At 65.4% G+C, this 17844-nt stretch carries 15 protein-coding genes; 8 read left to right on the top strand and 7 right to left on the bottom strand.

The window, feature by feature from the left end; genetic code table 11:
* Nucleotides 1–49 precede the first annotated feature (49 nt).
* Both I1E95_RS15550 and I1E95_RS15545 read left to right on the top strand, forming a co-directional pair.
* Nucleotides 50–1636, top strand: coding sequence for a bifunctional orotidine-5'-phosphate decarboxylase/orotate phosphoribosyltransferase (locus I1E95_RS15550; RefSeq protein WP_197163811.1), 1587 nt, complete (start codon nt 50–52; stop codon nt 1634–1636).
* A 50-nt stretch (nt 1637–1686) separates the two neighbouring features.
* Complete coding sequence (locus tag I1E95_RS15545) at nt 1687–3042, top strand: cation:proton antiporter (RefSeq protein WP_231594692.1); 1356 nt, start codon at nt 1687–1689, stop codon at nt 3040–3042.
* On the opposite strand, the gene pyrC is transcribed toward I1E95_RS15545, so the two are convergent.
* On the bottom strand, nt 3039–4109 hold the full coding sequence (gene pyrC / locus I1E95_RS15540; protein ID WP_197163807.1) for a dihydroorotase: 1071 nt from the start codon (nt 4107–4109) through the stop codon (nt 3039–3041). The genes I1E95_RS15545 and pyrC overlap by 4 nt on opposite strands.
* Nucleotides 4110–4176: 67 nt before the next feature.
* A complete protein-coding gene (locus I1E95_RS15535) occupies nt 4177–5619 on the bottom strand; it encodes a TrkH family potassium uptake protein (RefSeq protein ID WP_231594691.1) in 1443 nt (480 codons plus the stop codon).
* 94 nt (nt 5620–5713) lie between these two features.
* On the opposite strand from I1E95_RS15535, the gene I1E95_RS15530 reads away from it, so the two are divergent.
* From I1E95_RS15530 to I1E95_RS15515, 4 genes are read left to right on the top strand one after another with little or no spacing between them, the layout of a single operon-like run.
* Entirely contained in the window at nt 5714–6784 is a 1071-nt protein-coding gene (locus I1E95_RS15530) for an amino acid ABC transporter substrate-binding protein (RefSeq protein ID WP_197163805.1), read from the top strand.
* A gap of 59 nt (nt 6785–6843) precedes the next feature.
* A complete protein-coding gene (locus tag I1E95_RS15525) occupies nt 6844–7785 on the top strand; it encodes an ABC transporter permease subunit (protein WP_231595007.1) in 942 nt (313 codons plus the stop codon).
* 4 nt (nt 7786–7789) lie between these two features.
* Nucleotides 7790–9073 carry an amino acid ABC transporter permease gene (locus tag I1E95_RS15520; protein ID WP_197163803.1) on the top strand — a complete coding sequence of 428 codons (1284 nt, stop codon included), beginning with the start codon at nt 7790–7792 and terminating at the stop codon, nt 9071–9073.
* A 3-nt stretch (nt 9074–9076) separates the two neighbouring features.
* The gene (locus I1E95_RS15515; protein ID WP_304623243.1) at nt 9077–9820 is read left to right on the top strand and encodes an amino acid ABC transporter ATP-binding protein; all 744 of its coding nucleotides are present in this window, start codon (nt 9077–9079) and stop codon (nt 9818–9820) included.
* Nucleotides 9821–9839: 19 nt separating this feature from the next.
* On the opposite strand, the gene chrA is transcribed toward I1E95_RS15515, so the two are convergent.
* A complete protein-coding gene (chrA, locus tag I1E95_RS15510) occupies nt 9840–11267 on the bottom strand; it encodes a chromate efflux transporter (RefSeq protein ID WP_197163801.1) in 1428 nt (475 codons plus the stop codon).
* A 261-nt stretch (nt 11268–11528) separates the two neighbouring features.
* Here chrA and I1E95_RS15505 point away from each other — a divergent pair, with 261 nt between their 5' ends.
* Both I1E95_RS15505 and I1E95_RS15500 read left to right on the top strand, forming a co-directional pair.
* The gene (locus I1E95_RS15505) at nt 11529–11867 is read left to right on the top strand and encodes a P-II family nitrogen regulator (RefSeq protein WP_197163799.1); all 339 of its coding nucleotides are present in this window, start codon (nt 11529–11531) and stop codon (nt 11865–11867) included.
* A gap of 63 nt (nt 11868–11930) precedes the next feature.
* Nucleotides 11931–12680 carry a GAP family protein gene (locus I1E95_RS15500; protein ID WP_231594690.1) on the top strand — a complete coding sequence of 250 codons (750 nt, stop codon included), beginning with the start codon at nt 11931–11933 and terminating at the stop codon, nt 12678–12680.
* Between the two features lie 9 nt (nt 12681–12689).
* On the opposite strand, the gene I1E95_RS15495 is transcribed toward I1E95_RS15500, so the two are convergent.
* Genes I1E95_RS15495 through I1E95_RS15480 form a run of 4 tightly spaced genes read right to left on the bottom strand, consistent with a single transcriptional unit; the run spans nt 12690 to nt 17748 of the window.
* Complete coding sequence (locus tag I1E95_RS15495) at nt 12690–13091, bottom strand: fasciclin domain-containing protein (RefSeq protein WP_197163795.1); 402 nt, start codon at nt 13089–13091, stop codon at nt 12690–12692.
* A 32-nt stretch (nt 13092–13123) separates the two neighbouring features.
* A complete protein-coding gene (locus tag I1E95_RS15490; RefSeq protein WP_197163793.1) occupies nt 13124–14416 on the bottom strand; it encodes a CO2 hydration protein in 1293 nt (430 codons plus the stop codon).
* A complete protein-coding gene (locus I1E95_RS15485) occupies nt 14413–15894 on the bottom strand; it encodes an NADH-quinone oxidoreductase subunit M (RefSeq protein ID WP_197163791.1) in 1482 nt (493 codons plus the stop codon). The genes I1E95_RS15490 and I1E95_RS15485 overlap by 4 nt, the downstream gene beginning before the upstream one ends.
* A 27-nt stretch (nt 15895–15921) precedes the next feature.
* Nucleotides 15922–17748 carry an NAD(P)H-quinone oxidoreductase subunit F gene (locus tag I1E95_RS15480; RefSeq protein ID WP_197163789.1) on the bottom strand — a complete coding sequence of 609 codons (1827 nt, stop codon included), beginning with the start codon at nt 17746–17748 and terminating at the stop codon, nt 15922–15924.
* Nucleotides 17749–17844 lie beyond the last annotated feature (96 nt).

Raw genomic sequence — 17844 nt, 5'->3', positions numbered from 1 at the left:
GAGACCAGGGGGTGGCCTGCACTGCCATGCTGGCCCAGGGGCAGGCGCCATGAGCTTTTTCGTCAAACTCACCGAAGCGATGGCGAGCCGCCAGTCGCTGCTGATCACCGGCTTGGATCCCAATCCGGAGATGCTGCAGACCTGGACGCGCCACAACGCCGGCAGCGGGTCCTTCCTGGCCCAGGCCCGCCGCTGGATCAAGGCGGTGATCGAGGCCACCTCCGACAGCGTCTGCGCCTACAAGCCGAGCCTGGGCTTCTACCAGGCCCTCGGGCCGATCGGCCTCGAGTTGCTGCGCGAAGTGCGCGAACTGGTGCCGCTGGAGCTGCCGCTGATTCTCGATGCCAAGCACGGTGATCTGAACAGCTCCTCGGCCCTGGCTCACTACCTCTTCCGTGACCTCGGCGTGGACGCGGTCACCCTCTCGCCCCTCGCGGGCCAGGACATCGCCGCCCCATTTCTGCTGTATCCCGACCGGGCGGTGGTGCTCACCTGCCACAGCTCCAATCCCGGTGCCCGGGTGGTTCAGCACCATCCCAATGAGGACGATCCGCTTTACATCACGATCGTGCGGGAGACCCAGCTCTGGGGGACTCCGGAGCACCTGTTGCTGGAGGTGGGAACCAGCGATCCGGCCGTGCTGGCGAGGGTGCGGCGCGAAGCCCCGGAGCGTTTCCTGATCCTGCGCAGCCTCTGGGGCGAGGAAGAGCGGCTGGAGGCCTTGCTTCAGGCGGGTCTCAACGCTTCAGCTGACGGGCTGCTGCTGCCCCTGCCCCAGCATCTGCTGGTGGAGGAGGGCATGGCGGCCGGAACCCGGGCGCTCCGCCAGCAGATCGAAACCATGCGGGCCAACTGGGATGGGGGAACGGCCGACCGATGCGATCTCTGGCTGCCGGCACCCCGTACTGGATCAGCGGCGGCGGCACAGGCAGCATCGTCCGATGGTCTGCTCGATGCCGAGAGCCTCGAGCAGGGGCGGCTCGAGGATCAGCGTCAGGAGGGCCTGCGGCTCGATGAGCTGCTGGTGGACCTGTTCGATATCGGTTGCCTGCTCTTCGGGGAGTACGTGCAGGCCTCCGGAGCTGTCTTCAATTACTACATCGACCTGCGCCGGATCATCTCCGATCCGAACCTGTTCCACCGGGTGCTGCACGCTTATGCGCAGCCGCTGGCCCAGCTGCGGTTCGATCGGATCGCCGGAATTCCCTATGGATCCCTCCCCACCGCCACGGGGCTGTCGCTGCAGCTTCATGTGCCGCTGATCTATCCACGTAAAGAGGTCAAGGCCCATGGAGCCCGCCGCCTGATCGAGGGAGATTTCGAGGAGGGCGAGACCGTTGTCGTCGTCGACGACATCCTGATCACGGGCGGAAGCGTGCTGGAGGGCATCGGCAAGCTGGAGTCATCGGGCCTGAAGGTGCGCGATGTGGTGGTGTTCATCGACCACGGCGGCAACGCATCCAGCCGGCTGGCCTCGGCAGGGTATGCCTGCCACGCGGTGGTGGGTATCCAGCGGATCACCACCGTTCTGCGTGCTGCCGGTCGTCTGAGCCAGGAGCAGGCGGACCTTCTGGCGGCTCACACCTCCGGGCAAGCCCGATCGGATCGTGCGCCAGCACCACGGTCCACCGCCTGAATCCATGGTCCCCGTGTTCAATCACGTCTAATCGGATGCTCATCAACCCCATGGTGGTTCTGGCTCAGGCCGCCACAGCCAATGATCAGGCGACTGTGCTGGACTTCCCACTCCAGGCCCATCTGTTGTTCATCGGCATTCTCTTTCTCGGAACTCTGGCCATCAGCAGGTTCTCCCCGAAGATCGGCATCCCCGCCATCCTCGGGGTCCTGCTGCTGGGCCTGTCGATCAACGTCAACATCCTGGAGATCACCCACGAGCAGGCTTCGACGTTTCAACTGCTCGGTCTGGCGCTGTTGCTGTTCTACGCCGGCCTCAAGACCGACCTGGCCGCGATACGGGGATTTCTCGAGTATGGCGTGGTGCTCGCTGTCGGCGGTGTGGTGGTCTCCTCGTTGATTCTGGGTGGATTGATCTGGCTCCTGGGCTCCCCCTGGGTCGAGTCGCTGTCCTCGGGGATCGAAGTCATTCCGCTTGGGGCCGCCATGCTGATCGCCGCCTGCCTCGGCTCCACCGATGCGGGAGCCACCCTGAGTGTGCTGCGCTCGGTACGTGACAAGGTTCCGCTGAGATTGCAGCACCTGCTGGAGTTCGAATCCTCAGTGAATGACCCGTCAGCCCTGCTGTTCTATGGACTGGTGGTGGGCATCTTCGTGGCCTCGAGCGCCGCTGGAGTCGGCCCCAGCCTGGAGAGCACCGTGCTCACACAGATCAAGATCTTTCTTCAGCAGATCGGCGCAGGCTTGGTGGTGGGCTTTGTGTTCGGCTATCTGGCCCGCTTCGTGATCAATGACCTGGTGGAGGAGCGCTCCCAGTTGCTGGTGGTGGCGATGTCGGTGGCCTTTGTGGTCTACGGTGCGGCAACCCTGCTGGGTGGCTCTGGCTTCATCGCCATCTACGTCACTGGACTGTTTCTCACCAACACAAGATATCGATCTCCCGAGATCAACCACGTCACGATTCAGGAGGTGCTGCTTCCCTTCAACACCATGACGGAGATCACGATATTTCTGGTCTTCGGTCTGCTTGTGTATCCTCCGGATCTGGTCGAGGCGCTGCCGGTTGGGATCCTCTCTGCTCTTGGACTGATGGTCGTGGCGCGTCCGATCAGCGTCTTGATGCTTCAGCCGCTTTCACCCTTCAGTTTCAAGGAGTCGTTGCTGGTCTCCTGGTGCGGGTTGCGGGGAGCCGTGCCACTGGCGCTCTCCTACGACCTCATCGTCGCGATTCCCAGGATCCGAGGCATCGATCCCTTGATTGTCGGGGAGCTCAGCAAGAACGCCGAAAGCATCATCTTCATCGTGGTGGTGGTCAACCTCTTCGTGCAGGGCATCAGCCTGCCGTTCCTGGCCCGCACGCTTGGGCTGAATTCAGCACCTGAGGTGAAATCAGGTCAGCCCACCTAATCAGGGGCGGCCACGATCCTCCAGGGAAGGGTGTCTCCAGCCTGGAAGGGAACCAGCCGCAGGGGAGCGTCGCCCTGCCCCCCCAGCTCGAGATGAGCAGGAACCTCCAGGGGTCGGCGCACCAGCTCGATCGTGGTCTCGTTCAGGGGCAGACCGTAGAAGCGGGCCCCGAAGACCGAGGCGAAGTCTTCCAGACGCTCCAGAGCCCGCTCCTGCTCGAACACCTGGGCGTAGCTCTCGAGTGCATGGGGAGCATTGAAGATGCCGGCGCAGCCACAGGCCGATTCCTTCGCTTCGCGCGAATGGGGGGCGGAATCGGTGCCCAGGAAGAATCTGGGATGTCCTGAGGTGGCGGCCCCACGCAGGGCGATCCGGTGCAGTTCCCGCTTGGCGACTGGCAGGCAGTAGGCATCGGGGCGGAAGCCGCCCTGGAACATGGCGTTGCGGTTGATCTGCAGGTGATGGGGAGTGATCGTGGCTGCCAGCGTCGGAGGCCCCCCCTCAACGAAGGCCACGGCCTCGGCGGTGGTGATGTGCTCGAACACCACCTTCAGCCCCGGATGACGCTTCAGCAGTGGCCGAAGGTGCCGCTCGATGAAGACGGCTTCGCGATCGAACACATCCACGTCGGAGTCGGTCACCTCCCCATGGATCAGCAGCGGCATGCCGATCCGCTCCATCGTCTCCAGCACCGGCGCGATGCGGGCCGGATCGCTCACGCCGGCCTCGGCGTTGGTGGTGGCCCGGGCGGGATAGAGCTTGGCGGCGGTGAAGGATCCCACGCTGAAGCCCCGCTCCAGCTCACCAGGATCCGTCGTGTCGGTCAGGTAGGCCGTCATCAGCGGCTCGAATCCGGCACTCCCCGCCACCGCCGCGAGGATGCGCTCGCGATAGGTCTCTGCCGCCGCCGCCGTGGTGATCGGCGGCAGCAGATTGGGCATCACGATCGCTCGCCGGAAGACCCGGGCCGTGCTGGGGGCCACGGCCCGCAGCATCGCCCCGTCGCGAAGGTGCACATGCCAGTCGTCGGGACGGCGGATGACCAGCCGGTCGGGGAGAGCCGCCATGGAACCGGTGTCGCGCGCAGGCTCCCCATTCTCCGACCCGGCAGGGAGATCCACACCAGCATCAGCCTCAGAGGTACAGCTCCTCGTGCTGGTAGGCGATGCGCGACGGGCTGTGGCTGCCGAAGATCGCCGAGAGCAGCAGCAGGATGCCGATCCGGCCCACGAACATCCCCACCATCAGCACCAGCTGACCCCAGCGGTTCAGCTCGGCTGTGACCCCCACATCCAGCCCCACAGTGGCGAAGGCGGAGATGCAGGTGAACAGCTTCTCGAGAAAGGAGAACGCCTGCCCGTTCGTGCCCACCCCGCGGTCGAGCCCCAGAACCAGAGCCATCAGGAGCACGAAGAGCAATGAGGCGAGGGTGACGCCAACCGCCCTCAGCACCACCTTGTCGGAAATGGCCCGCCGCCGGATCACCACGGTGTCCTCGCCCCTGAGGGTGGAGCGGGTGGCCGCCACCAGGCTGGCGAAGGTGGTGGTCTTGATGCCGCCGCCGGTTCCCCCGGGACTGGCGCCGATGAACATCAGCGTCATCATCAGCAGCAGACCCGCTTCGGAGATGGCCTCCGCCGAGAGGGGCACGGTGTTGAAGCCCGCTGTGCGGGTGCTCACCGACTGGAAGAACACCACCTGCAGTTCCTGCCACCAGGGCAAGGGAGTGAGTCCGCTGGAGCGGGTGAAATGCTCGGTGAACAGCAGACCCGCCGCGCCGATCAGGATCAGGCCGATCGTGCAGCGCAGCACCAGGCGGGTGTGCAGGCTGAAACTGCGGATCAGCCGCACCTTGAACCGGTTCTGCCAGAGGTCGTTGGTGACGCGATAGCCGATCCCTCCAGAGACGATCATCACCATGATCACCAGGTTCACGACCGGATTGGCCCGGTAGCCCATCAGGCTGTCGCTCCAGAGACCGAAGCCGGCGTTGTTGTAGGCGCTGATGCAGTGAAACAGGGAGGCCCACAGCCGCTCGCGCGCCACGGGGATGTCACGGAAACCGACGGTATAGAGCACCAGCGTCCCGATGCCGATCACCCAGCCGGCGGTGATCAGGATCGAATGAAAGGTGTCGCCGATGCCGCCCACCCCGAATTCGTCCATGGCCCGTCCACGATCCAGGCGGCGCCGCAGCCTCGAGCCCCGCTGCACGAAGCCCTGCAGGAAGGTGGTGATGGCCATCAGCCCCAGGCCGCCGGTGAGGATCAGCAGGGCGAGCAGCACCTGCCCGGCAAAGGTGAGTTCCTGACCCACATCCACCACGGAGAGCCCGGTCACCGTGATGGCGGAGATCACCGTGAACAGAGCCTCCCAGAGGCCGACCCGCTCCGAGGAGAACACGGGCAGGGCCATCAGCAGGGTGCCCACGGCGATCACCAGCAGCCCGGTGATCACCGTGAACTGGGGGACGGTCAGCCGTGAGCGTCGTTGCTGGAAGCGCTCCAGCAGCACACGGAGTGGATTCTGGGTCGTGCTGGTGGATGGCCTGGAGGAGGAACTGGCGCTGCCTGGCACCCATCGTTTCCGGAGTGAGACCATTATCAGCCCGGGTTAGCGGCATCTCCGTGGCAGAGCTGGCAAACTGCGCCCACTGCTTCGCTCCTGGTTGATGCAACCCTCGCCCCGCTGGCTCCTCGCTCTGCCCCTGCTGCTGGCCTTCGCCCTCGGGGGGTGCGCCGACGACAGCGGCAGCGGCGGTGGTGTTCAGAGCGTGAAGCTCTCCACCATCCGCGGACGCGACAAGCTGGTCTGCGGGGTGGACGGCAAGCTGCCGGGCTTCAGCTTCCTCGGTCCTGACGGCACGTACAGCGGTCTCGATGCCGACACCTGCCGGGCCGTGGCAGCGGCGGTGCTCGGTGACCCCTCCAAGGTGGAATACCGCGACCTCAACTCCAGCGAGCGCTTCGCGGCCCTGGCCAGCGGCGAGGTGGACATGCTGGCTCGCAACACCACCATGACCCTGAGCCGCGATTCCGCCGGCGGAAACGGCATCTCCTTCGGCCCCACCACCTTCTACGACGGCCAGGGAGTGATGGTGCCCGTGGCCAGCGGGGCCAGAACGCTCAAGGATCTCGACGGCAAGCCGATCTGCGTGGAGAGCGGCACCACCACCGAGCTCAACCTGGCCGATCGCATGCGCGAGCAGGGCATCACCTACACCCCGCTCAAATTCCAGACCGGTGATCAGACCTATGCGGCCTACCTGGGCGGCCGCTGTGTCGCCGTCACCAGCGACCGCTCCCAGCTGGCGGCCAAGCGCAGCAGTTTCCCCAAACCCGATGAGCACATCCTCCTGCCGGAGGTGATGAGCAAGGAGCCGCTCACGCCCGCCAGCGTCAATGGCGACCCCGCCTGGGCCGATGCCCTGCGCTGGACGGTGTTCGCCCTCTTCCAGGCCGAGGAACTGGGCATCACCAAGGCCAATGTGGCCGCCAAGGTGGCGGAGGCCAAGGCCAACACCAACCTGGCTGACCTGCGCCGCTTCCTGGGGGTCGAGGGAGATTTCGGCAAGCAGCTGGGTCTGCCCGCCGACTTCGTTCCCAAGACGATCGCGGCCGTCGGCAACTACGGCGAAATCTTCGAGCGCAATGTGGGCGCCGGCTCGCCCCTCAAGCTCGAGCGGGCCGAGAACCGCCTCTGGACGCAGGGTGGACTGATCTATTCTCCGCCCTTCCGTTGAGCGCCACGCCCGTGAGCGCCACCCCCGAACGAATCCCCTGGTGGCGCGACCGCCGGGTCATGCCCTGGATCCTCCAGGCCGTGGTGGGCCTCGCCCTGCTCCTGGTGATCGCTCTTCTGGTGGGCAACCTGGTGCGCAACCTCACCGCCGCCGGGCTGTTGCTGAGCTGGCGCTGGCTGGGCCAGCCGGCCAGCTTCGATGTGGCCGAAAGCCTGATCCCCTTCGACGCCTCGATGCCCTACTGGCGTGCCCTGCTGGTGGGTCTGGTGAACAGCCTGCGGGTGATTCTCGTGGGCCTCGTGGGAGCCACGCTGCTGGGCACGGCCATGGGCATGGCCTCCTTCAGCAGCAATGGGTTGCTCCGGCGACTGGCCCGGGTGTACGTGGAAGTGATCCGCAACATCCCCCTGCTGCTGCAGCTCCTGTTCTGGTATTTCGTGGTGTTTCTGGCCCTGCCCAACGGCACAGCCGCATTTCAGCTGCCTGGGATCGTGCTCTCCAAGTCGGGGCTGTATCTGGCCTGGTTCGCCCAGGGCTTCAGCTGGCAGGGACCGGAGCTGGTGAATGGAGTCTGGCGCGCGCCACTGCGGCTGTCGGTGGAGTTCACGGCTCTGCTCACCGGACTGATCACCTACACCGGCGCCTTCGTGGCCGAGGTGGTGCGGGGCGGCATCGCCTCGGTGCCGAAGGGTCAGTGGGAAGCGGCCACCTCCCTGGGCCTGCACTGGAGCGCCAGCATGCGCTCGGTGGTGCTCCCCCAGGCCCTGAGGGTGATCGTGCCGGGCCTGAACAGCCAGTACATCTCCCTGGCCAAGAACTCCTCACTGGCGGTGGCCGTGGGCTATGTGGACCTGTATTCCGTTTCGGAAACCACCCTCAACCAGACCGGCCGGGCTCTGGAGGTGTTTCTGCTGCTGCTGGGCTCCTACCTGATCATCGATCTGCTGATCTCCGCCGTGATGAATGGTGTGAACCAGCTCGTGCAGATCCGGGAGCGCTGAACCGATGACCTCGAAACAGAACACTCCCGAGCGCGGTACCAACCCGCCCCTGAGGCCCGCCAGACCGGCGCCGGAGTCCGTTCAGCGCAGCTGGGCCGGTGCCCTGCGTCAGGAACTGTTCGCCAGTCCGACCGATGGGGTGGTCTCCCTGCTCCTGATCGCGGTGATCCTGTCGGCGGCGGTGGGTCTGTGGCGCTGGGCCTTCGGCCAGGCCAGCTGGGCCGTGATCCAGGTCAACACCACCCTCTTCACCGTCGGGCGTTATCCCATCCCGCAGCAGTGGCGCCTGTGGCTGCTGGTGGTGCTGGTCGCAGCCCTCTGCGGCCTCAGCTGGGGGCTGTTGCGGGCCTTTCCCCGAGCGGATCGAGGCGGCGAACTCTGGCCCTTCAACGATCGACTGACGGTGGCCCTGCTCGGTTTTCTCACGGCCTGGCTGCCGGCAGCCCTGGCTCTTGCCTTTCCGCTGCAGCTGCGCTGGTGGGCGATCACCGCTCTGCTGCTGGTCGTGCGCTGGCTCGCGGGCCGCTGGGGACGGGCCTGGCCGCCGCGGCTGGTGAAGCTGGTGCCCCTGGCCTGGCCGCTGCTCTACCTCTCCGGCATGGTGCTGATCGCCGGTGGCCTGGGCCTTCCCCGGGTGCCACCGTCGGAATGGGGCGGTCTGCTGCTCACTCTGCTGATGGCCAGCTTCGCGATCCTGCTCAGCTTTCCGATCGGGGTGGTGGTGGCGCTGGGGCGTCGCAGCACCCTGCCGTTGCTGCGCTGGAGCTCGGTGCTGTACATCGAGTTCATCCGCGGCGCCCCGCTGATCACCCTCCTGTTCCTGGGCCAGAACATCCTGGGGTACATGCTCCCCGGCGGCTGGGCTCCGGATCGTGTCTGGCGGGCGGCCTGGGTGCTCACCTTCTTCTGTGGCGCCTACCTGGCCGAGGCCGTTCGCGCCGGCCTGTCCGCCGTTCCCGCCGGTCAGCTCGAGGCCGCCCGTTCCCTTGGGCTCTCGATGCCCATGGCCCTCCAGAGGGTGGTGCTGCCCCAGGCCCTGCGCATCGCTCTGCCGGCCGCGGTGGGGCAGTTCATCTCCCTGCTGCAGGACACCACGCTGCTGTCCCTGATCGGCCTGCTGGATCTGCTCGGCACTGCCCGTACCGTGATGGCCAATCCCGAGTTCCTGGGCAAGAACGCCGAGGTTTACCTCACTCTGGCCGTGCTGTTCTGGTGTTGCTGCGCCGCCCTCGGGCTGGGCAGCCGGGCCCTGGAACGCCGCCTCGATCCCACCCATTCCCCCGCCTGAGCCATGCCGACCACCCAGCCGATGATCGAGGCCCGTGGGGTGCAGAAGTGGTATCCCAATGGCTTTCATGCCCTTCGAGGCGTCGATCTGAGCGTGTCGAAGGGGGAGGTGGTGGTGATCATGGGCCCCTCGGGGTCCGGCAAGAGCACCTTCATCCGCACTTTCAACGCTCTCGAGGAGTTTCAGGAGGGCTCGATCAGCGTCGATGGGATCGTTCTCTCCAACGACCTGCGCAACATCGATGCGATCCGCTGCGACACGGGGATGGTGTTTCAGCAGTTCAATCTCTTCCCCCACCTCACGGTGCTGGAGAACCTCACCCTGGCACCGGTGGTGGTGCGCAAGCGCCGTCGCAGTGAGGTGGAGGCCCAGGCCATGGCCCTGCTGGAGCGGGTCGGCATCGCCGAGCAGGCCCGCAAGTATCCCGGCCAGCTCTCGGGCGGCCAGCAGCAGCGGGTGGCGATCGCCCGATCGCTCTGCATGGAACCGCGCATCCTGCTCTTCGACGAACCCACCAGCGCCCTGGATCCGGAGATGGTGGGTGAAGTGCTGGAGGTGATGCGCGATCTGGCCGCCGATGGGATGACCATGGTGGTGGTGACGCACGAGATGGGCTTTGCCCGCGAGGTGGCCCACCGGGTGGTGCTGATGTCGGAGGGGCAGATCGTGGAGGAGGCTCCTCCTGAAACCTTTTTCACCAATCCGCAGCACGAGCGCAGCCGTCAGTTTCTGGCCCAGATTCTCTGAGGGCTCGGCGGGCGCCGTTTCAGCCTCCCAGGGGTGTGGTCAGAGCTCCCACAGCAGCCGCAGCCGCGATCAGCCTGAGCACGGGCCAGCGGCGGGCGATCAGCAGCCAGGCCCCCAGCAGCATCAACGCGAGGGCCCAGGCCTTGAAGGGTCCACCGGCCCCCTGCGGCCAGAGCACATGGCCCGCGAAGAACACCGCCAGGTTGGCGATCACCCCCACCACCGCTGCGGTGATCGCCGTGAGTGGCCCCTGCAGGCGATGGTCAGCACGACTGGCCTCCACGAACGGGCCGCCCACCAGGATGAACAGGAAGGAGGGCAGAAAGGTGAACCAGGTGACTGTGAGGGCTGCTGCGGTGGCCAGCGACAGAGCGGCCACCTCCGGTTGCGCAGCGTTCACGGCGCTGGTCCAGCCAGCCATGAAGCCCACAAAGGTGACCACCATGATCAGGGGCCCGGGCGTGGATTCCCCCAGGGCCAGACCGTCGATCATCTGATCGGCTCCCAGCCAGCCGTGCTGCTCCACCGCTCCCTGAGCGACGTATGGGAGCACGGCATAGGCGCCGCCGAAACTGAGCACCGCCACCCGACTGAAGAAGCGGGCCATGGTGGCAAGCAGCCCGTCCCAGCCACCGATCGCACTGAGCAGGGCGAGAGGAACCACCACGGCCATCAGTCCTGCCAGGAGCACGCGCAGGGCCCGGCGGCGATCCAGGCGAGCGTGGGCCGGTGCCAGGGTGTCATCCCCATGCAGGAAGGCCTGTGCGGTGCCGATGTTGTTGCTGGCCTGGGCCCCGGGGACGTCTGTGGAGTCGCTTTCTGGCGAACCATGGCGCCTGTGCCCGCCATCAGCGACAAAGGCCCTGGGCCAGAAGCGGCAGCCAAGGCCACCGGTCAGGGCTGCCAGAGCCAGCAGCAGTGGAAAAGGCAGCTTCAGCACAGCCAGCCCCAGAAAGGCCAGCAGCGCGATGGCCAGAAGGGCTGGGGTGTGCAGGGTGCGGCGGCCGATTCGCCACGCCGCCTGGGCCACGATCGCCGTCACCGCCGGTTTCAGGACCATGAACACGGACGACAGCAACGGCAGGCTGCCCCAGACGGCATAGATGGCCGAGAGCAGGATCAGCAGCAGCAGGGAGGGAAGGATGAACAGTCCGCCGGCCACCAGACCCCCGGGGATGCCATGCATCAGCCAGCCGATGTACGTCGCCAGCTGCTGGGCTTCCGGGCCGGGCAGCACCATGGCGTAGTTGAGAGCGTGCAGGAAGCGCCTCTCCGAGAGCCAGCGGCGGCGCTCCACCAGCTCCGCGTGCATCAGCGCCACCTGGCCGGCCGGTCCACCGAAGCTGATCAGCCCCAGCCTCAGCCAGTAGCGGGCCGTTGCCCCCAGCGACAACGGTGGCGCTGCCTGGCTGGCGAGATCAGTCCTGGCTGGCAAAGCGGCTGGCATCGCGCCGAGCGGGCCCGGGACAAGATCGAGACATCATCGGCGGCGGTACCCACAGCTGGGGTGGATGAGGCAGTGATCCGGACCTCAGTCGAGCCAGCGATCGGCCTCCGTTTCGTTTCAAACAGGCCTGTGCGAGTCATTCTGTCTCGACAGCTACAGAGAAGAGCCGCCCTGACCCGCATTGTTCGCTTGATGCCTACGCGGCTGGGTAACCCCGCCCGTGCTTCCATATCGTTCAGGTTTGTCCCACTGTCATTCATCATGAAAAAGGTTGAAGCCATCATTCGCCCAATCAAGCTTGACGATGTCAAAACAGCTCTCGTCGATGCGGGCATCATTGGCATGACGATCACGGATTGCCGGGGCTTCGGTCGCCAGAAGGGTCAGGTGGAGACGTATCGCGGCGCCGAATTCACCGTCGAGTTCATCAACAAGGTGAAGGTGGAGGTCGTGGTCGACGACGACAAGGTGGATGCCGCCATCGATGCGATTGCCGGTCCCTCGCGCACCGGTGAAATCGGAGACGGCAAGATCTTCGTGACGGCCGTCGAGAAGGCCGTGCGCATCCGCACCTCGGAAACGGGCGCCATCGCCCTCTGAGCGGCCGACTCCTGCTCAGCTGGGGGGTGCCGGACCAGTACGGTCTCAGACGTCACTTCGGCGTTGGCGCCCCTCGTGCCCAGCCTTGATCTGCTCGGCCCCGCTCCGCACCTGAGCTCCGCAGCACTCTTCGGTCAGTCCTCACTCTTCGGTTTCGGCATCGCCTTCAGTCCACTTCACATTGCCGTGGTGGTTCTTCTCCTCCTGGGGACATTCCCCCTGAGGCGTGCCCTGGCCTTCGTCAGCGGTTGGGCCAGTGCCAATGGCCTGGCGGTCGTGGTCCTGATGGTGGTGGGCGACAACCTGTCCCTGGCCGTCAACCACGGAGAACGCGGGCAGGTGATGATCGACCTTGCCGGCGCTGCCGTGTTGATGGCTCTAGGCGTCTATCAACTCACCCCGGCCGCCGCCATCGGCGAGCAGGGCATGGCGATGCGTCTGATGCGTCAACTGCCCGACTTCAGCACACCGATGCTTGTGCTGATCGGGGCGGCCAGTGCCTTGGTCACGCCGGAGAATCTGGTCTTCTATCTCAAGGAAGCCGGCTTGCTGTTGATCAACCAGCCAGGAACGAGTACGGATCTCGAGCTCACCGGTGTGTTCGTGGCGGTGGCCAGCTCCCTGTTGCTCCTGCCTCCCCTGGCCTGGATCGCCACAGGCGGCCGAATCAGAGACCCCCTCAGCCGGCTGGAGGACTGGATGGAGCACCACGGTGAGTGGCTGGTCGGGGTGCTGGCCCTGCTGATCAGTGCCTATCTGATCTGGGAAGGGCTCCATGGACTCTGGCTGCTGCAGGGAGCAGCTCCGCTCTGAGCGGGAGAGTCAGCCTGGCAGCATCACCCGGTTGATCACATGCACGATGCCGTTGTCGCAGACCACATCGGCCGCATGGACGCTGGCATTTTTGACTTCGAATGGATCGGCGCGGCGGATCGGCAGGGTTGCCCCCTCCAGGGTGGTCCACTCCGGCTGACTGATCAGCTGCTCGCGGGTGTACTGGCCCGAGAGCACGTGATATTTGAGGATCCGCGCCAGTTGCGGGGGATTCTGGACCAGGGTCTGAACGGTACCGGCCGGCAGGGCGGCGAAGGCGTCGTCGACGGGGGCGAACACGGTGAAGGGCCCCGGGCTGGAGAGAGCCTCCAGCAACCCTCCGGCCTCAACGGCCGCCAGCAAGGTCTGGAAACAGCCGGCCGCGCGGGCGGTGTCGAGAATGTCTGGCACGGGGATGGTGGGCAGAAGAACGGTGGAACAGCTCAGCGGTAATCCTGTCCCTGCACGTCGCGGAGGCGTGCTTCGGGCTTGAGGAAGCGATCCATCTGGCTTTCAAAGAAGCGGCGGTTGGCCATGAGATGTTCCGGATCGGGATCATCCAGGGGATAGAACAGGGCGGCCCTGAGGGCCTGGATCACCGCCGAGGTCACGTTGTACATCGAGCGCTGGAAGGTGATGCCCAGCTGAATCAGCTGATCCTCTTCGCCGCGGCGGTGCTTGAGGTAGATCTCCTTGAGGTAGGGGGGCAGGAAATGCACCATGTCCTGCATCAGCAAAGTGGGTGGAATTCCGGCTGAACCCACAGGAAACACATCGGCATAGAGAATGCCATAGTGGAAATCCGCCTGATCGGCGGGCACCTGGCCCGCTTGAGCATTATAAGATTTGGTGCCTCGAAATGGCGCCGTACGATAAAAGACTGCCTCCACATAGGGCAGGGCTGCTTCGTAGAGCCAGGTGAAGCCTTCTGATTTTGGAATGATCTCGAGACACTCGCCGTTGATATAAACGTGGTGATAGATGGGGCGGCCAGCGACAGCGAAGATGCCGTTCACCAGGAAGTTCATGGCATCGGGAACTCCAGCGAAGCCCCCTTCGTCATAGATGTCACTCATCTCGAAGAAGACCGGGGCCATCACCTCCCAGAACAGGCCGAGGTTGGCGTAGTAACTGAGCTTGCGCACCTGCTCCAGGAACATCTCGGGAAACAGCTTGTGCAGACCCAGCATCAGTGGATTGCCCTTGAAATAGGCCTTGATCGCCCGATCAGCATTGGCTTTGTAGGTGTCGCTCTCCAGGTAGTCGTAGAAGCGACCGCCCATGCCCTGGTGCCAGAACATGGCATCCATGCAGGCCTCCGCAAACTCCATGTTGATGCGGTCGTGCCAGAGGTGGTGGAGCAGCTTGGGCATCCGCCGTGTCTCGCCCTTCTCCATGAAGGCCAGCAGCTCGGGGTGGGCTCCGGCCTCGCCACGCCAGATGCGCAGATCGGCACTCTCTCCGGCATAGGAATTGGGAAGATCGAGATACTCCTGACTGGGGAAATACTTGAACGCCGGCAGGGGGTTCAGGAACACCCGCTCGGCGATGTACAGCAGATCTCGCCAGTAGAAATCCATCGGCACGGCATAGGCCTTGTAGATGCCGATGATCTGAGTGAGGTTCTCAGGAGTGTCCGGCAGCATCGAGCCGCCCGCTTCCAGCCTCTGCACCACTTCGGCAAAAGGGTGGGTGGAAGGGGGAAGGACTGTGGGCCTGGGGGTCAGCACCGTCATGAGGGGAGCTCCTGCAGGGTTGAAGGGGCGGGGAGAGAAGCAATCAGGGGTCGGTGCTGAGCCAGGGGCGTGGTGACGGATTCACTCCAGCCCAGGGTGAGCGGCGGCCAGAGGCCACCCACCAGCACGAGAAGCGAGAGGGCCAGGGCCGGCAGGCGCTCGGGCCAGGTGGTGGCGGGATAGAAAGCCTTGGCGTTGTCCAGCTTGCCGAAGCCCACCCGGTTGAACAAGCGGACGGCGTAGACCGCCGTGAGCCCCGAGGCGAACAGGCACCCGAGGGTGGGCAGCGGGAAGACGCTCCAGCTGCCCTGGAAGACCACCAGTTCCGCCACGAAGCCGACCATGCCGGGCAGACCGGCGGCGGCCATCAGGGCCAGAAGGAACATCCCCAGGGTGAAGGGCAGACCACGCAGCGGATTGAGCAGGCCTGAAAGTTCGGGGATCTCGGTGGTGCCTGTCTTGGCTTCGATCAGTCCGACCAGACAGAACAGGAGTGCGGAGATCAGTCCGTGGGCCAGCACCTGGGCAACGGCCCCCTGAAGGCTCAGGGGGGTGGCCGCAGCCATGGCCAGCAGCAGCAGCCCCATGTGTCCGAGGGAGCTGTAGGCCACCAGCCGGCGCATGTCGGTCTGGGCGATGGCGTTCAGGGCTCCATAGACCGCACTCGCTGTACCGGCAACGGCGATGAGAGGCGCCCAGGCTTCCCAGGTGTCACCCATGAAGCCGACACCGAAGCGCAGCAGGCCGTAGGCGCCGAGCTTGGAGACGGCACCGGCGAGCAGCATCGCCACAGGGGATGAGGATTCGCTGTAGGCCAGTGGCTGCCAGCCATGCAGGGGGACCACCGGCAACTTGAGGCCAAAGGCCAGGATCAGCAGAGCGAGAATCCAGCCCCTGGAGCCCTGGGGCAGCAGCGCTGTCCCCATGTCGTCGTAGGCGAGGCTGAACCCGTTGGCATTGAGCAGGCCGAGGGCGAGCACCCCGGCCAGCAGGGATACACCGGAGACACCCCCGTACAGCAGGTAGCGAATGGCGGCCTCACGGCTGCGCTCGTGGCCCCAGATGGCGATCAGAAGCGTGGTGGGAATCAGGATCAGCTCGAAGGCGATCACGAACAGCAGACCGTTACGGGCCAGCAGGGCCCCCTGAAGCCCCAGGTTGGTGGCCAGCACAAGGCCGAAGAACAGCCGTTGACGCGGGACCTCCGGGCTGGTGGCGGCAACGGCCATCAGAGTGAGGAGGGCGGTGAGGCCGATCAGGGGGAGGGAGAGACCATCCTGGCCGAGATGAAAGTCGAGTCCGATCTGCGGCAGCCACGCCAGCCTCAGGTCACTGGCGGGCTGCAGCACCATGCGGACGGCCAGCAGCAGCTGCAGCCCAGGGGTCACCAGAGCCAGGCGACGGGGCCAGGGCCCAGATGGAACCACGATCATCACCAGCGCGGCCGCCAGCGGAAGCAACAGAAGCAGAAGCAGCATCGGAGTCGGCAGCTGGGAAAACGGTCGTCAGAAACGAAGCAGGCTCGGCGTCAGGGCCGGCTGGCGCACCAGGATCCAGGCCCCCATCAGCAGCACGCCGATGAGCACGGTGAGGGCGTAGCCCTGAACCCGGCCTGACGTGCTCAGGCTGAGGCGTCGGGCACCCTCCATGGTCAGACCGCCGCTGCGGTCGCTGAAGCCATCCACCAGGCGGCGATCCATCCAGCTGCTGGCGGCGGCCAGCACCACCACCAGGCCCACAACGGTGCGCCGGTAGAAGGTTTCGGTGTGCAGATCGGCCGCCAGCCAGTGCTGCAGTCCGTCCAGGGGGTGAGGAAGCTGCTGCCAGGTGAGCGCTCCGCCCAGCAGGGTGGAGACCAGCAGAGGCAGCGCCAGAGGACTCCAGTGGAAGCCCCCGAACGGAGTGGGGGCCAGAAGGATCGGCAGATGGAGCACAAGCCCCGCCCCCACCATGGTGGGAAGCACCATCAGCCAGAGCACCTCCGCCGAACGGGCCGTGAACACCGAGGGGATTCCGCCCCAGATCCTCCTGAAGATGCGCACCAGGCCGGCGCTGATCAGGGTATTGGTCAGCAGCAGCACGGCCAGCAGGGCTGCCGGGGCGGGGCTCTCGAGGAGGGAAGCGGCCAGGTCGTTCAAGGCTCCGAAACCGGCGAGCGGAGGCAGAGCCACGAGGCCGGCCGCACCGACGAGAAAAGCCAGACCGGTGAGCGGACGTCTCGACCAGAGCCCCCCCAGCTGGGTGAGGTCCTGGGTGACGTTGCTGCTGATCACCGTGCCCACGGCCATGAGCATCAGAGCCATCGGCAGGGGATAGATCAGAAGCATGTGCCAGGCGGCGTCCACGGAACCGCAACCAACGGCCATGAACAGAAGGCCGAACCAGCTGCTCACCAGAAACGACAGGGCCCGTTTGATGTCGATCTGGGCCAGGGCGATCAGGGCTCCCACCAGGGCCGTGGTGCCGCCGACCACCACCAGAAAGGCCTGGGCCGTGGGGCTGATGGCCAGCAGGGGGTGCAGTCGCAGCAGCACCCAGGCGCCTCCGGCCACCACCACCGAGCTGCGCAGGATCGTTGAAGGGAGAGGGCCCTCCATGGCTTCATCCAGCCAGAGGTGAAGGGGAATCTGGGCGCATTTGCCCATCGGCCCGGCCACCAGGGCCAGCAGGATCAGGGTCAGGGCCGGAGACGGTTCGGCCTGGGCGGCCCAGAGAGCCAGGTCGTTGAAGTTCCAGCTGCCGGCCATCGGCAGCAGGGCGATCACGCCCGCGAGCAGGACCAGGTCACCAACCCGTTTGGTCAGGAAGGCATCGCGCGCGCCCTTGACCACCAACGACTGGTTGTACCAGGTGCCAACGATCAGATAGGTGCCCAGGGTGAGCAGCTCCAGGACCACATAGGAAAAAAACAGCGAATCAGTGAGCACCAGGGCGCAGAGTCCAGCTTCGAAGAGATTCAGTGATCCGAAGAAACGTGGCCAGCCCCAATCCATCTCCAGGTAGCCGATCGCATAGACCTGAGCAAGGAGATGAACACCGCAGATCATCGTCATCGCAATCAACACGCTGCGATCGATCGTGGCGTCGAAATTGATGGTCAACCCCGCAGTGGACAGCCAGGTCCAGGAGAAGCTGAGGGAGCGGCCGGAACAGCCGATCCAGGCCAGCAGGCCATGGCCGAAGGCCAGGAGATTCATGACCAGATTGAGATACCCGGCCGGCCTCGGACCACTCTGGCTGATCAGACCAGGGGACCAGAGGAAGGAGAACAAACCGCCCAGCAACGGGTAGAGAGGGATCAGCCAGGCCGTCTCGAAGAAGGGGACGGTCATCGCGTTGTGCGGGAGATTCGCAGAACCTTAGGGGCTTCCCGTCCGCTGCGGGGCGCCAATGAAGTTGCGTTGCCTATGACTCCGTTAAGCGTGGTT

Origin of the sequence: Synechococcus sp. CBW1107 (assembly GCF_015841355.1) — a bacterium.
GTDB lineage: Bacteria > Cyanobacteriota > Cyanobacteriia > PCC-6307 > Cyanobiaceae > Regnicoccus_A.
This window is presented reverse-complemented; position numbering and strand designations above follow the sequence as displayed.